This is a genomic window from Enterobacter cloacae complex sp. ECL414 (assembly GCF_021869685.1).
GTDB classification, from domain to species: domain Bacteria; phylum Pseudomonadota; class Gammaproteobacteria; order Enterobacterales; family Enterobacteriaceae; genus Enterobacter; species Enterobacter kobei.
Genome location: NZ_CP091481.1, coordinates 4,723,475 through 4,738,537 on the forward strand (window position 1 = coordinate 4,723,475; position 15,063 = coordinate 4,738,537).

Here is a 15,063-nt window from a genome sequence, read left to right on the forward strand (position 1 = left end):
GACGGAGGATGAATAAACGGTTAACAAATCAGAATGCGGGGGCAAAAAAAACCCCCACATCATGTGGGGGAAGACAGGGATGGTGTCTATGGCAAGGAAAACAGGGTTTACTGGTTACTACGGGTACTGCTATTGCTACTGAAAAGCGTCGCATCCAGGCTTCGCTGCATCCGTGCAACCTCACGCAACTGGTCCATTCGTTGCTGATGTCGGGTGTTCAAAACCGCTTGCTGCTCGGGCGTTAGCAGGTGGAACATCTGGTTACGGACCTTCGCCATCTCTACCTGGCGGGCAACCTGTTCCTCTGCCATTTTTTCGGCCTGAGCGCGTACAGCGCTTTCGTCAAAATTTTCTGCGGTGACAAGGCGATGCATTGTCTCCATTTCGCTAACATTAACAGGGGGCTGGTCGTGTCGTGCCCTCTGCATCAGATCTCGCATCTGTTGACGCTGATGTTCGGTTAAACTTATGCCGTCAAACATATGGCTTTGGCTACTGAGCTGCGTTGCACCCTCTGGTGAGGGACCGGTATCGCCGTTGATAGCTACAGCGGCCTGGCTAAACGCACTGAACGCCAGCGTTGAGGCCATGACGGCAGCGGTAACTTTGCGCATCACTTGCTCCCAAAATCTTTCGTGTCGCGATTCAACGAGAGACAGTCTACGATTCAGGCTGCAAACATGCGTCAGGGGGTGTAAAACAACGTAAAGTCATGGATTAGATAGCCTTGATGTCGTAATTTCTGCCTCGGAGGTATTTAAACAATGAATAAAATCCTGTTAGTTGATGATGACCGAGAGCTCACATCCCTTTTAAAGGAGTTGCTCGACATGGAAGGTTTCAACGTCCTGGTTGCCCATGATGGCGAGCAGGCGCTGAGTCTCCTTGACGACAGCATCGATTTACTTTTGCTCGACGTCATGATGCCGAAGAAAAACGGTATTGATACGCTGAAAGAGCTTCGCCAGACACACCAGACCCCCGTTATCATGCTGACCGCCCGCGGCAGCGAACTTGACCGCGTTCTCGGCCTTGAGCTGGGTGCGGATGACTATTTACCGAAACCGTTCAACGATCGTGAACTGGTGGCCCGTATTCGCGCTATCCTGCGCCGTTCCCACTGGAGCGAGCAGCAGCAGAATACCGACAACAGCTCACCCACGCTGGAAGTGGACTCCCTGAGCCTGAACCCAGGTCGTCAGGAAGCGAGCTTCGACGGTCAGACCCTGGAGTTGACCGGCACAGAGTTCACCCTGCTTTATCTGCTGGCGCAGCACCTCGGCCAGGTGGTATCGCGTGAACACCTGAGTCAGGAAGTGCTGGGCAAACGTCTTACCCCGTTTGACCGCGCCATCGACATGCACATCTCTAACCTGCGCCGCAAGCTGCCGGAGCGTAAAGACGGTCACCCATGGTTTAAAACCCTGCGTGGTCGTGGCTATCTGATGGTTTCCGCTTCATGATAGGCAGCTTAACCGCCCGCATCTTTGCCATCTTCTGGCTGACGCTGGCCCTGGTTTTAATGCTCGTGTTGATGTTGCCAAAACTCGACTCACGCCAGATGACGGAGCTTCTTGACAGCGAGCAACGTCAGGGCGTGATGATCGAGCAGCATGTTGAAGCGGAGCTGGCAAACGATCCGCCGAACGATTTGATGTGGTGGCGCAGGCTGTTTCGCGCTATCGACAAGTGGGCGCCGCCCGGGCAACGCCTTTTGCTGGTCACCAGCGAAGGCCGCGTCATTGGGGCCGATCGCAATGAAATGCAGATTATCCGTAACTTTATTGGCCAAGCGGATAATGCCGATCACCCACAGAAAAAGAAATATGGTCGGGTAGAGATGGTCGGTCCTTTCTCGGTACGGGATGGGGAAGACAATTACCAGCTCTATTTGATTCGCCCTGCGAGCAGTTCCCAGTCCGATTTCATCAACCTGCTGTTTGACCGTCCGCTCCTGCTGCTGATTGTTACCATGCTGGTCAGCTCGCCGCTGCTGTTATGGCTGGCGTGGAGTCTGGCAAAACCCGCACGTAAGCTGAAAAACGCCGCCGATGAAGTGGCGCAGGGTAACCTGCGACAACACCCTGAGCTGGAAGCGGGGCCACAGGAATTCCTTGCCGCCGGGACCAGTTTTAACCAGATGGTCAGCGCCCTCGATCGGATGATGACCGCACAGCAGCGTCTGCTATCGGACATCTCGCACGAGCTGCGCACCCCGCTTACGCGTTTGCAGCTTGGCACCGCGCTGTTGCGCCGCCGCAGTGGGGAAAGTAAAGAGCTGGAACGTATTGAAACGGAAGCTCACCGCCTGGACAGCATGATTAATGACCTGCTGGTGATGTCACGCAACCAGCAGAAAAACGCGCTGGTCAGCGAAACAGTGAAAGCCAATCACCTGTGGCATGAGGTGCTGGACAACGCGGCGTTCGAAGCGGAACAGATGGGCAAATCGTTCACCGTCAACTTCCCGCCGGGTCCATGGCCGCTGTACGGCAACCCCAACACGCTGGAAAGCGCGCTGGAGAATATTGTGCGTAATGCTCTGCGCTACTCGCATACCAAGATTGAGGTGGCGTTCTCGGTAGATAAAGACGGGATCACCGTTATCGTGGATGACGACGGTCCTGGCGTCAGCCCTGAAGATCGGGAGCAGATTTTCCGTCCGTTCTACCGTACTGACGAAGCGCGCGACCGTGAATCCGGCGGTACAGGTTTGGGTCTGGCCATTGTTGAAACCGCCATGCAACAGCATCGCGGCTGGGTGAAAGCTGACGACAGCCCGCTGGGCGGGTTGCGGTTAACGCTGTGGCTGCCGTTGTATAAGCGTTCGTAACGGTATGTGCCGGGTGGCGGCTTCGCCTTACCCGGCCTACTTTCTGCGGAGCACTATTTTCCCCACAATCTCCGCGAATTATCTTCGATCTTGTTGCTTAACCGCCGCTTCTGCATCGTTCTGGTCCAGCTGGTCGATAACCCCGCCGCAGACAGCAACCGATGATATTGTTCATCATCAAACGGCATATGCCAGGCGATGGCGCAGGCGTCATACACCGACACGTCGCTCAGGCGCGAAACCAGCTCAAGCGGCGCATCCGCCGAAACCTGCCCGGCCAGCACCACACGGTACAGCCAGCCGGTTTTACCCGCGCTTTGCAGCTGGGCCGACATATCCTGAATGCCGAAGTGGTAGTTGAGCTTGAAGCACGGCGAGCGAGGCTGCGTCACCTGAATCAGGGCGTCGCCCCAGCGATAAATATCGCCGATAAACACGTTCTTTTCCGTCAGCCCTTCCGTCGAGAGATTCTCACCAAATGCAGGCGCAACGAAGAGGTCCGCCTGGTTAGGAAATTCGGTTTTCCAGTGCTGATAGTGCTCGCGAGGATAGTGACACAGCGCGCGATCCGGCCCGCCGTGGATTTTCTTTTCGGCCTGCTCATCGCCTGCCAGCCCAAGGTCGGTTAAGGTCAGTTCACCGTCAACCTGCACTTTCGCGATGGCGCTCGGGCGGCTGCCGTCGTACTCCCTTACCTTGCCTGTAAACACATTCACCGGGTAATGCATCGCTGCCTCCATTACGCAGATACAAAAAAAGCGAGTCATCAGACTCGCTTCTCACAGGCGTCAATGCAACCTTATTTTTTAGCGGCGAAACGCGCTGCTGCTTCGTCCCAGTTCACCACATCCCAGAACGCTTTGATGTAGTCAGGGCGACGGTTCTGGAACTTCAGGTAGTAAGCGTGTTCCCACACGTCCAGACCCAGGATCGGGAAGCCGGATGCGCCAGAGATCGCTTCACCCATCAGCGGGGAGTCCTGGTTAGCAGTGGAAACCACCGCCAGTTTGTCACCTTTCAGAACCAGCCACGCCCAGCCAGAGCCGAAACGGGTTGCAGCGGCTTTTTCGAATTCCGCTTTGAAGTTGTCAACGGAGCCGAAGTCGCGCTCGATAGCCGCTTTCAGGTCGCCCTGCAGGGTGGTACCGGTTTTCAGGCCTTTCCAGAACAGGCTGTGGTTAGCGTGGCCGCCCGCGTTGTTACGCAGAACGGTTTTCTTGTCCGCTGGCAGCTGGTCAAGTTTAGTGATCAGTTCTTCAGCAGACAGGTTAGCGAACTCTGGCAGGCTTTCCAGCGCAGCATTCGCGTTGTTCACATAGGTCTGGTGGTGTTTAGTGTGATGGATTTCCATCGTCTGCTTGTCGAAATGCGGTTCCAGTGCGTCGTAGGCATACGGCAGGGATGGCAGTGTATAACTCATAATCCTCTCCATTATTGTCGGGCGGCACAGCTGTTAATGCCGCGTAAGCAGTTGGTTCATTATAGTTAATTAAATGATATTGAAAATGATTATCAATGCCGTAGTTTTTGTAAGGTCATTCCTTTTCTGATGAAGCGTGAAAATGTGAATCTGCTCACGCGCTTAACGCGTTGATTGCCATTTAAAACCAAAGTGCGGCAGCCTCCCGAAGGTGGTCGTTCTGCTTAATTTTTACACTCATCGGGTCGGTGGGATGCCATTGACCGATAAAAACGATGAGGACGTAAACATGAATCATGCGATTACGATGGGTATTTTCTGGCATTTGATAGGTGCGGCCAGTGCAGCCTGCTTCTATGCTCCGTTTAAAAAAGTCAGGCAGTGGTCATGGGAAACCATGTGGTCGGTTGGCGGTGTGGTCTCCTGGATCCTGCTTCCCTGGGCCATCAGCGCCATGCTACTCCCGGATTTCTGGGGCTACTTCTCCTCTTTTAACGCCTCCACTCTGCTGCCAGTGTTTCTGTTTGGTGCCATGTGGGGCATCGGCAATATTAACTATGGCCTCACCATGCGCTATCTCGGCATGTCGATGGGGATCGGCATCGCGATTGGCATCACGTTGATTGTCGGCACTCTGATGACGCCCATCCTCAACGGTAACCTCGACGTGTTACTGAATACCGAAGGCGGCAGAATGACGCTGCTGGGCGTGCTGGTAGCGGTTATTGGCGTCGGAATAGTGACCCGCGCGGGCCAGTTGAAAGAGCGCAAGATGGGCATTAAAGCCGAGGACTTTAACCTGAAAAAGGGTCTGCTGCTGGCGGTAATGTGCGGCATCTTCTCCGCCGGAATGTCGTTTGCCATGAACGCCGCCAAACCGATGCACGAGGCGGCCGCCGCGCTGGGCGTCGACCCGCTGTACGTGGCGCTGCCCAGCTACGTGGTGATCATGGGCGGCGGCGCACTGGTTAACCTCGGCTATTGCGTAATTCGTCTGGCAAAAGTTGAGAGTTTGTCGCTAAAAGCCGACTTCTCACTGGCAAAACGGGTCATCATCACCAACGTACTGCTTTCGGCGCTCGGCGGACTGATGTGGTACCTGCAATTCTTTTTCTACGCCTGGGGACACGCCAGCATCCCGGCACAATATGACTATATGAGCTGGATGCTGCACATGAGCTTCTACGTGCTGTGCGGCGGAATGGTGGGTCTCATCTTGAGGGAGTGGAACAATGCCGGACGCCGACCGGTGGGCGTTCTGAGCCTGGGCTGCGTGGTGATTATCATTGCGGCCAACATTGTCGGCCTCGGTATGGCGAACTGATTACGCCGCCCTGCGACTGTGATGACGCCATTGCACCGGCGTCATCCCTACCTCGCGATTAAAGACCACCGAAAAGTAGTTACTGTCCTCAAAGCCGCAGCGCATTGCCACGTCACTGACCATGAACTCTGTATGCTGGAGCAAATACTGGGCGTGGCAAATGCGCAGCTGGCGCAAATAGTGATTTACCGTCATGCCAGTCTGGGTACGGAACTGCTGACGCAGGGCACGTTCGCTGCACTGCTCCTGCTCGCAGAACTTTTCCAGAACAAAGCTTTTATTCAGGCTGGCCGCCAGCGTGGCAATCAGCTTATCGAGCAGGGTCTCCTGCTGCGTGGCGGAGGGGTTATCCGTCTCGTAGCGATGCCGTTTAAGCATCATCACCAGCTGTGCGAAGAGGATCTCCGCCATCGGGTTAGCCAGCGGATCGGTTTTATAGCTCTCCTGTTCAAGGAGGGAAATGGCCTGACGGATGGCAGTCATGCCGCTGCTGCTTAAACGCCAGTGCGGCGAGCCTTTCGCACCGTTGAAGCCGGGAATGCATGCTGCCCAGTCAACGTTAAGGCTGAGCCGATCGGGGCAGTAGATAACGTTCTGTAAAACCAGGTCATTCACCGAGGCGTAGGCGTGTTTATCTTCGGCACGAATGTAAAACAGATCCCCCCGGGTAATGCGGTAAGGCCGATCGTTGAGAATGTGCAGACCGTTGCCGCGCCACACCAGCACCAGCTCATAAAATTCGTGCGTGTGTTCAGCAAAGACGTTTTGCGGATAGCGATCCGCCACCGCAACAGCTTGTTCAGCGGAGGCAAAAAAGTCATCTTTGCGAAGAATTAACGGTGCGGCCACATCACCACCTCAACGGCGAAAACCTGACATTATTACCCGCTTTACGGCAGCAAAACGTTGACTGGGCTCGCGTTACTGTAGTGATGTGTCCCTCCCCTGGCGAATATCACGCGGAGACCAGCTGAACTCCCGACGAAACAGCGTCGAAAAGTGGTTACTGTCGCCGAAACCGCAGCGATAAGCGATATCCGTGACGCTTTCATCACTGTGGCGCAGCAGGTGGCGCGCCTTTATCAGCCGCAGTCGGTTAAGGTAACGCTGGGGCGTCTGCCCGGTTCGCTGCTTAAGCTGGCGGTGCAGGGTGCGCAGTGAGAGTGAAAAATGACTCGCCAGCATTTCCCAGCAGATATCCTCGGCAAAATGTTCCTCCAGCCAGGCCATCAGCTGGTTCAGGCGGGCTTCGCTGCTCTCCCCCTCCACCGGGTTACTGCGGCGCAACGCCACCAGCAGCTGCATAAACAACATCTCGCGCGTGGCGAGCGCATGCATCTCCTGTCCGTCCTGACTCTGCTCCATCTGAAGCAAAATCTGGCGAACCTGCTGCAGCGTGGCCTGATTCACGCGCCAGTGCGACGGATAATGTCCTTCCTTCTCCTGCGGCAGTAGCTGATGAAGCCCTGCGAGAAACTGGAATGCGTCCGGGGATCGATAGAGCACGTTCGTCAGGCACAGGTTGTCGGTATGCTCATACAGATGCCGATCGTGGTCGCGCACAAAGCAGACTGTGCCGCCGCTGATGGTGTAGGGCTGACCGTTAAAGACATGGATGCCCGTGCCATGCTCAACAATCACGATTTCATGAAAATCATGATGATGCTCCGGGAAAGCCGCCTGCGGCAGCCGCGGCTCTATCGCTACAGGCGAGCCACCCGCCGGAAAAAAGTCCACGCTGTGCAGTATGGTCATAACGCCCCCCACCAATGAGAAATGTTCTCAAAATAGTAAATAAGGCCTCTCACCCTCACCTTAAATTTTCGACAGCAAACGCCGCAAAACCTGCCTGTTTTTCAAGAATAAGCGGGAAAGATCCGGAATTGCGGTCAACGTCACAGTGGCTGAACGGCGCGCCTTCGCGGAAAAGTGTGAACCCCCTCACGTTCATCTTTGCTTTCTTGCCAGCACGGGTTGCGGACTGTCAGTGGCGAGAAGGTGGTCTTTTCGCCCCTTTTTTACACTCAGCGCTAATGATTTCAAGAAGGATCCGACCATGACCTTTCGCCATTGTGTCGCTGTGGATTTAGGCGCATCCAGCGGCCGTGTAATGCTCGCCACCTGGGACTGCGACCAGCACACCCTTTCCCTTCGCGAGATGCATCGTTTTGCGAACTGCCTGCAAAAACAGGACGGCTTTGATACCTGGAACATTGATGAACTTGAGACGGAGATCCGTACAGGGCTCAAAAAAGTCTGCGATAGCGGGATCCTCATCGACAGCATCGGCATAGATACCTGGGGCGTCGATTATGTCTTGCTGGACAGCAGCGGCGCTCGCGTTGGCCTGCCCGTCTCCTACCGCGACAGCCGCACGGATGGCCTGATGGCGCACGCCATCGCCCGGCTCGGTAAGGATGATATCTACGGGCGCAGCGGCATACAGTTTCTGCCGTTTAACACGCTGTATCAGCTGCGCGCGCTGGTCGAGCAGCAGCCAGGGCTGGCAGCAGACGTTGCCCATGTGCTGCTGATCCCGGACTATCTGAGCTATCGCCTGACCGGCAACATGAACTGGGAATATACCAACGCCACCACCACCCAGCTGGTCAACATCAACTCGGATAACTGGGATGAGCACCTGCTGGCCTGGACGGGCGCATCCCCGGCGTGGTTCGGTACGCCGACCCATCCCGGCAACGTCATCGGCCAGTGGGTGTGCCCGCAGGGGAATGCGATCCCGGTCGTTGCCGTGGCGAGCCACGATACCGCCAGCGCGGTTATTGCCTCGCCGCTTTGCGGTAAAGATGCCGCCTATCTCTCTTCCGGCACCTGGTCGCTGATGGGCTTTGAAAGCAAAACGCCTTACGTCAGCGAGGAGGCAATGGCCGCAAATATCACCAACGAAGGCGGGGCCGAAGGGCGCTATCGGGTGTTAAAGAACATTATGGGGTTGTGGCTGCTCCAGCGGGTGCTTAAGGAGCAGAAAATTACCGATCTGCCCGGGCTTATCGCCGACACCGAAAAGCGCAAAGCCTGTACGTTCCTGATTCATCCCAATGACGATCGCTTTATCAATCCGGCGCACATGAGCACCGAGATCCAGGCCGCCTGCCGCGAGGCCGGACAGCCTGTACCATCAAGCCCGGCCGAACTGGCGCGCTGTATTTTTGACAGCCTTGCCCTGCTTTATGCGGATGTGCTGAGCGAGCTGGCCAGCCTTCGCGGCAGACCGTTCGACACGCTGCATATTGTTGGCGGCGGTTGCCAGAACGCGCTGTTAAACCAGCTTTGTGCCGATGCCTGCGGCATCACCGTAGTGGCGGGCCCGGTCGAGGCCTCCACGCTCGGCAATATCGGCATTCAGCTGATGACCCTTGACGAACTGGCCAGCGTGGACGATTTCCGCTCGGTAGTCACCGCCAGCGGCAGCCTGACCACGTTCCTTCCCGATCCCTGCCATGAAATTGCCCGCTACCGGGCGCAGTTTCAGCAAAACCGACTGACTAAGGAGCTTTGCGCATGACCACTCAACTTGAACAAGCCTGGAACCTGGCTAAACAGCGTTTCGCCGCCGTCGGCGTGGATGTCGAAGCGGCACTGCGTCAGCTCGACCGTCTGCCGGTCTCCATGCATTGCTGGCAGGGCGATGACGTCGCCGGCTTCGAAAACCCAGGCGGTTCCCTGACGGGGGGTATTCAGGCAACCGGTAACTATCCCGGGAAAGCGCGCAACGCGACCGAACTGCGCGCCGATCTGACGCTGGCGCTCAGCCTGATACCCGGTCCGAAGCGCCTGAACCTGCACGCGATTTATCTGGAATCCGACGAGCCGGTCGCGCGTAATGAAATCCAGCCGAAACACTTTAAAAACTGGGTGGCGTGGGCAAAAGCCAACGGTCTGGGTCTGGACTTCAACCCGTCCTGCTTCTCGCACCCGCTCAGCGCTGACGGCTTTACCCTCGCCCATGCCAGTCACGAGATCCGTCAGTTCTGGATCGACCACGTGAAGGCCTGCCGCCGCGTTTCAGCCTGGTTTGGTGAACAGCTTGGCACCCCGTCGGTGATGAATATCTGGATCCCGGACGGCATGAAGGACGTCACCATTGACCGCCTCGCCCCGCGCCAGCGCCTGCTGGCTGCACTGGATGAAGCCATTAGCGAGAAGCTTAACCCGGCGCACCATATTGATGCCGTGGAGAGCAAGCTGTTCGGCATTGGCGCGGAGAGTTATACCGTCGGCTCGAACGAGTTCTATATGGGTTACGCCACCAGCCGCCAGACTGCCCTGTGTCTGGATGCCGGGCACTTCCACCCGACGGAGGTCATCTCCGACAAAATTTCTGCCGCCATGCTCTACGTGCCGCGCCTGCTGCTGCACGTCAGCCGTCCGGTGCGCTGGGACAGCGACCATGTGGTGTTGCTGGATGACGAAACGCAGGCCATTGCCAGCGAGATCGTTCGCCACGACCTGTTCGACCGCGTCCATATTGGCCTCGACTTCTTTGACGCCTCCATCAACCGCATCGCGGCGTGGGTTATCGGCACCCGCAACATGAAGAAAGCGCTGCTTCGTGCCCTGCTGGAGCCCACTGAAGCACTGAAACAGCTGGAGCAGGGAGGTGACTACACGGCCCGCCTGGCGCTGCTGGAAGAGCAGAAATCGCTGCCGTGGCAGGCCGTGTGGGAAATGTACTGTCAGCGCAACGACGTACCAACAGGCAGCCAGTGGCTGGAGAACGTGCGGGCGTATGAGAAAGACGTGTTGAGCACACGCGGGTGATTCAACCCTCCCCCGCAGTATAAGTAGGCCGGGTAAGCATAGCGCCACCCGGCATTTTCAAAGGAACCACAGTATGCAGACCATCACCCATTCCTGGTTCGTCCAGGGCATGATTAAAGCCACCTCTGACGCCTGGTTGAAAGGGTGGGATGAGCGTAACGGCGGCAACCTGACGCTGCGCCTGGACGATGCCGACATCGAGCCGTACGCCGCTGATTTCCATCAAAAACCGCGCTATATCGCCCTGAGCCAGCCGATGCCGCTGCTCGCTAACACGCCGTTTATCGTCACCGGATCCGGCAAGTTCTTTCGCAACGTCCAGCTCGACCCGCAGGCCAATCTCGGCGTCGTGAGGGTGGACAGCGACGGCGCGGGCTACCACATTCTTTGGGGGCTCACGGACGAGGCAGTGCCCACCTCTGAACTGCCAGCGCACTTCCTCTCGCACTGCCAGCGCATCAAGGCGACCCACGGTAAAGACCGCGTCATCATGCACTGCCACGCCACCAATCTGATTGCCCTGACCTACGTGGTGGAAAACAACGCCGATCTCATCACCCGCAAGCTGTGGGAAGGCAGCACCGAGTGCCTGGTGGTCTTCCCGGACGGCGTCGGCATTCTGCCGTGGATGGTGCCCGGTACCGACGAGATCGGCCAGGCAACCGCCAAAGAGATGCAAAAGCATTCTCTGGTGCTGTGGCCGTTCCACGGCGTTTTCGGCAGCGGCCCGACGCTGGATGAAACTTTCGGCCTGATCGATACCGCTGAAAAATCAGCTGAAGTGCTGGTGAAGGTCTATTCCATGGGCGGTATGAAGCAGACCATTACCCGGGAAGAGCTGATTGCACTCGGTAAACGCTTTGGCGTTACGCCGATGCAGTCGGCACTGGATTTGTACCCATAGCCGTCCGCGAAAGCGACTGGAGGCATGATGATCCGCAAAGCGTTTGTGATGCAGGTAAACCCGGACGCGCACGAGGAGTATGTGCGTCGCCATAACCCCATATGGCCCGAGCTTGAAGCGGTGCTGAAAGACCACGGCGCGCACCGCTACGCCATTTATCTCGACAAATCACGCAACCTGCTGTTTGCGACCGTGGAGATTGAATCGGAGGAGCGCTGGCGCGCGGTAGCGAATACCGACGTCTGCCAGCGCTGGTGGGAACATATGGGCGACGTTATGCCGTCAAACCCGGATAACAGCCCGGTGAGTACGGAGCTTACCGAAGTGTTTTACCTGGACTGATGTGTTAACGCTGCTGCCCCCGAGGCGGCAGCAATCTCCTGCCTGCTGCTCAACGTAAACGCCGACACCACCGTAATTGCCAGCACGAAACAGCCCAGCATCAAATACGTCTCCTGGAAACCGATCCGGTCATACATATTTCCGGCAAAGGCAGAAAGGAAAATCGCCGCCGACTGTTTGGCAAACTGGAAGCCGATCAGATAGATAGTCGCCGACAGTCGGGTATCAAACACCCCGGTGATGTACTTAAAGGCGCCCACCAGCAGGAACGGGACTTCCAGCGCGTGCAGCATCTTCAGGGCAATCACCTCCACGGCAGTGGTAGCGAACGACGAGCCGATAATACGCGTCGCCATTATCACCCCGGCGATCAGCAGCGTATTTTTCGCGCCGATACGGTTAATGATCCACGGCGAGCAGAACATGATGATGGCGTTACAGATTTCCCCCGCCGTGGTGGCAAAGCCAAAGGCGCGAGTGCCTTCCTGCGGCGTGGCGAAGAAGGTTTTAAAGAAGGTGGCAAACTGCTGATCGAAAACGTCATACACGCAGGCAACGCCAATCACGTACAGAATGAACATCCACATTCTGCGCTGGCGGAACAGCTTAAAGACGGTTCTGGCAGTGATCTGCGGCTGGTTGGCTCCCAGGGCGTTCATCACCTGCGCCGTCTGGTTGGGCTTCGGCTTCGCGACCACCAGCAGCAGCATCAACAGCAATGCGGCCCCTGATCCCATCCAGAATACATACGACGGATCGATGCCGAACAGGATGCCGCCCGTAGACGCGCATAGCCCCCAGCCGAGACAGCCGAACATGCGCGCCTTGCCGTATTCGAAGAAGCTGTTGCGGCTCACGCGTTCGATGTAGGCCTCGATTGCGCCCGATCCCGCCGAGAAGACAAAACCGATATACAACCCGCCGCTCAACGCCCCCAGCCAGATACTGGTTTTCAGCAGGGGCGCGAAGACGTACAGGAAGAACGGTGCGAACAGGAATAACAGCACCGAGATTATCCACAGCAGGTGTTTTTTCAGCCCCAGCTTGTCCGAAATCACCCCCAGCACCGGCTGGAACGCAATGGCCGACAGCGAGATGCAGGAGAAAACAATCCCGGTATGGGTTTTATTCAGGCCGATGATATCCGACAGCCAGATCGGCAGGAACGGAAAGCAGGTGGCCATGATGAAGAAGTAGAGAAAGAAGAACAGCCCGAAGATCCAGAAATTTGGGTTGTCTTTGTGGGTACAGGTTGTTGTGTTCATTATTTTTATCCTCAACGGAGGGCCAGTTTCCCGGCCCATCACCTTTACACGCGTTCCACGCCAATCAGAATGGCGGTTTCCGGATCGAGAATCGGCAGCGCAATGCCCGCCTGCATCAGCCACTCACCGCTCACCGTTTGCGGTGTTTCCATCCACGCCGGCAGCTTGCGCATGGTGTGCCCGCCTTCGCCCGTAATTTGAATATTCGGGTGATCGAGCAGCGCGACGCGGTACTGCGCGCTGGCCTCCAGCCCCGGCATGCGCAGCGGCATCATCAGGCTGTAATCCGGCATCGCGAGCTGGCTGACCATAAATAGCCCCTGCGCCTTGTCTTCGCTCACAATCCCCTGCGCCAGCGTGGTGGCGTCCGGCATATCAATCCGCCATTGGGTGCCGTTGTGGATCACCTCTCGCCACTGCTTGTGCAGCGCGGCGTAATGTCGGTACCCCTCGCGCTCCTGCGCGTCCACGGTGAGCGGATCCAGCTCCAGCCCCATATGGCCAAACAGCGCCGTCAGGCCGCGAAATTCAATGCTGTGCTGGCGGAAGGTGGCGTGGCATTTATGATGACCGATATGCGCCCCCATCACCTCCGGCGGGAAAAAATAGCTCATGCCACGCTGGATGGTGCTGCGCTCCAGCGCGTCGTTGTTGTCGGACGCCCAGAAGCGATGGCTCCGGCTCAGCACTTCGTAATCAATGCGCCCGCCGCCGGAAGAGCAGGATTCGAATTCAATATGCGGGAAGCGCTCGCCCAGCACATCCAGCAGCCGGTAAAACTGACGGGTCTGGGCGTCGGCGGCGGCTTTACCGTTGTGTCCCGGCTGCACCAGCTCGCGGTTCATGTCCCACTTCACGTAGTCGATCGCATGCTCGCCCAGCAGCCAGCTCATGCGTTCCACAAGATAATCAAAAGCCTGCGGAATGTTGAGGTTGAGCACCAGCTGATGACGCCCGGTCGCCTGGGCATAGCCCGGCAGCGCCAGCACCCAGTCAGGATGCGCGCGATACAGATCGGAGTCCGGGTTGATCATCTCCGGCTCAACCCAGATGCCAAACTCCATGCCGAGCCGTTTGACGTGGTCAATCACCGGCGTCAGGCCATTCGGATATTTTTTCTCATCCAGATACCAGTCGCCCAGCGCGGCGTGGTCGTCATTGCGGCCTTTGAACCAGCCGTCGTCAATAATAAAGCGCTCCACGCCCAGCGTGGCGGCCTCGTCGGCCATGCGCATGATGTAATCCGGATCGTGGTTGAAGTAGATCCCCTCCCAGGTATTGAGGTGTACCGGACGCGGTTTATTTTCCGGGAAGCGGATGACGTTGTCGCGCAGGTAGCGATGGAAAGACTGGCTCATGCCGTTCAGGCCCCGCGGGGAGTAGCTGGCATACAGGCGCGGTGTCCAGAGCGTATCGCCCTCTTCTATCGCCATTTCCCCCGACAGGTAGAGCGCTTCGGCCTGAATATAACGGCGACCGTCGGTTTTCGCTTCCGCGCGCAGGCGATGGTTCCCGCTCCAGCCCAGATGCACGCCCCAGACGTCACCCTGCATTTCGCTGAACGATGGCGTACCGGCTATCAGTGCAGGAAAGTGTTCGTGGGAGGTTTTACCCCGGCGGTTTTCAATCACAACGCTGTCGTGCTCAAGGTTTACGCGGTGCGGCTGGAACTCTCTGATCCAGCGTCCGTGGAAGGCCATCACCTCCCGGGCGCGCTCGGCCACCGGCAGCGTGACGGCAAAGCGGTCAACCTGCCAGGGACGTGCTTTCAGGTTCGTTAAACCGTGACGAACCACCAGCACGCCGCTGTCGTCCAGCGCCAGCTCGCTGGTCAGACGCAGGCCCGCATAGTCATCTTCAGCGGTAATCGTCAGGGTGTTTAATTCCTGCTGTACCCGCGTAGTTCTGAATACCGGGGAACCGTCCAGCCCCTGTCGGTGCCCCTCAATACCCGGCGAGCCAAACAGGCCATGCCCGAGTTCAGCCATCAGCGTAACCGGAGAATCGACATCCAGCCTGCCGTTAGCAACGGGCCGCGAAAGGGTTTCAGCATTTTGCGGCAAAAAGTGCTGAAGATGCGGCCCCCAGTAAATAATTTCGGCGAACGGGCGCGTTTTTATCACCACATCTACCGTTGCGCTTTCAAGTCGTAAAATAGAATCTTGCATCAGACATCTCCTGTCATGGGATGCC

The 15,063-nt window shown here is 57.2% G+C and carries 14 protein-coding genes; 7 read left to right on the plus strand and 7 right to left on the minus strand.

All coding sequences use genetic code 11. From position 1 onward, the window contains the following. Positions 1-107 precede the first annotated feature (107 nt). The gene (cpxP, locus tag L3068_RS22755) at positions 108-614 is read right to left on the minus strand and encodes a cell-envelope stress modulator CpxP (protein WP_047027628.1); all 507 of its coding nucleotides are present in this window, start codon (positions 612-614) and stop codon (positions 108-110) included. 150 nt (positions 615-764) lie between these two features. On the opposite strand from cpxP, the gene cpxR reads away from it, so the two are divergent. Both cpxR and cpxA read left to right on the plus strand, forming a co-directional pair. After that, the gene (gene cpxR / locus L3068_RS22760) at positions 765-1,463 is read left to right on the plus strand and encodes an envelope stress response regulator transcription factor CpxR (RefSeq protein ID WP_006179159.1); all 699 of its coding nucleotides are present in this window, start codon (positions 765-767) and stop codon (positions 1,461-1,463) included. Beyond that, positions 1,460-2,833, plus strand: coding sequence for an envelope stress sensor histidine kinase CpxA (cpxA, locus tag L3068_RS22765; protein ID WP_014885717.1), 1,374 nt, complete (start codon positions 1,460-1,462; stop codon positions 2,831-2,833). Before cpxR ends, cpxA begins: the two co-directional genes overlap by 4 nt. A gap of 53 nt (positions 2,834-2,886) precedes the next feature. Here cpxA and yiiM read toward each other — a convergent pair whose 3' ends face one another. Both yiiM and sodA read right to left on the minus strand, forming a co-directional pair. Then, positions 2,887-3,561: a 6-hydroxyaminopurine reductase gene (yiiM, locus tag L3068_RS22770; RefSeq protein WP_045268702.1), complete on the minus strand. Its 675-nt coding sequence runs from the start codon at positions 3,559-3,561 to the stop codon at positions 2,887-2,889. Between the two features lie 71 nt (positions 3,562-3,632). Beyond that, on the minus strand, positions 3,633-4,253 hold the full coding sequence (gene sodA, locus L3068_RS22775; protein WP_004203668.1) for a superoxide dismutase [Mn]: 621 nt from the start codon (positions 4,251-4,253) through the stop codon (positions 3,633-3,635). Positions 4,254-4,542: 289 nt separating this feature from the next. Here sodA and rhaT point away from each other — a divergent pair, with 289 nt between their 5' ends. Further along, positions 4,543-5,577, plus strand: a complete 1,035-nt coding sequence (gene rhaT, locus L3068_RS22780) for an L-rhamnose/proton symporter RhaT (RefSeq protein WP_045268713.1) — start codon at positions 4,543-4,545, stop codon at positions 5,575-5,577. Here the strand turns inward: rhaT and rhaR are convergent, their stop codons facing one another. Both rhaR and rhaS read right to left on the minus strand, forming a co-directional pair. Then, positions 5,578-6,426: an HTH-type transcriptional activator RhaR gene (rhaR, locus tag L3068_RS22785; RefSeq protein WP_023336471.1), complete on the minus strand. Its 849-nt coding sequence runs from the start codon at positions 6,424-6,426 to the stop codon at positions 5,578-5,580. It abuts the gene before it with no gap. Positions 6,427-6,498: 72 nt separating this feature from the next. Next, positions 6,499-7,332, minus strand: a complete 834-nt coding sequence (rhaS, locus tag L3068_RS22790; protein ID WP_023331610.1) for an HTH-type transcriptional activator RhaS — start codon at positions 7,330-7,332, stop codon at positions 6,499-6,501. A 301-nt stretch (positions 7,333-7,633) separates the two neighbouring features. Between rhaS and rhaB the strand changes: the two genes are divergently transcribed. The 4 genes from rhaB (at position 7,634) to rhaM (ending at position 11,605) form a co-directional block, all read left to right on the plus strand. Next, entirely contained in the window at positions 7,634-9,103 is a 1,470-nt protein-coding gene (gene rhaB, locus L3068_RS22795; protein ID WP_014885723.1) for a rhamnulokinase, read from the plus strand. Beyond that, positions 9,100-10,359 carry an L-rhamnose isomerase gene (gene rhaA, locus L3068_RS22800; protein WP_117582076.1) on the plus strand — a complete coding sequence of 420 codons (1,260 nt, stop codon included), beginning with the start codon at positions 9,100-9,102 and terminating at the stop codon, positions 10,357-10,359. Before rhaB ends, rhaA begins: the two co-directional genes overlap by 4 nt. A 73-nt stretch (positions 10,360-10,432) precedes the next feature. Further along, entirely contained in the window at positions 10,433-11,263 is an 831-nt protein-coding gene (gene rhaD / locus L3068_RS22805) for a rhamnulose-1-phosphate aldolase (protein WP_063944119.1), read from the plus strand. 27 nt (positions 11,264-11,290) lie between these two features. Continuing rightward, positions 11,291-11,605 carry an L-rhamnose mutarotase gene (gene rhaM, locus L3068_RS22810; RefSeq protein ID WP_117582078.1) on the plus strand — a complete coding sequence of 105 codons (315 nt, stop codon included), beginning with the start codon at positions 11,291-11,293 and terminating at the stop codon, positions 11,603-11,605. Here rhaM and L3068_RS22815 read toward each other — a convergent pair. Both L3068_RS22815 and L3068_RS22820 read right to left on the minus strand, forming a co-directional pair. Continuing rightward, complete coding sequence (locus L3068_RS22815; RefSeq protein WP_014885727.1) at positions 11,593-12,870, minus strand: MFS transporter; 1,278 nt, start codon at positions 12,868-12,870, stop codon at positions 11,593-11,595. The two genes, rhaM and L3068_RS22815, sit on opposite strands and share 13 nt — an antisense overlap. Positions 12,871-12,914: 44 nt before the next feature. Beyond that, the gene (locus tag L3068_RS22820) at positions 12,915-15,038 is read right to left on the minus strand and encodes an alpha-galactosidase (protein ID WP_117582080.1); all 2,124 of its coding nucleotides are present in this window, start codon (positions 15,036-15,038) and stop codon (positions 12,915-12,917) included. Positions 15,039-15,063: the final 25 nt, after the last annotated feature.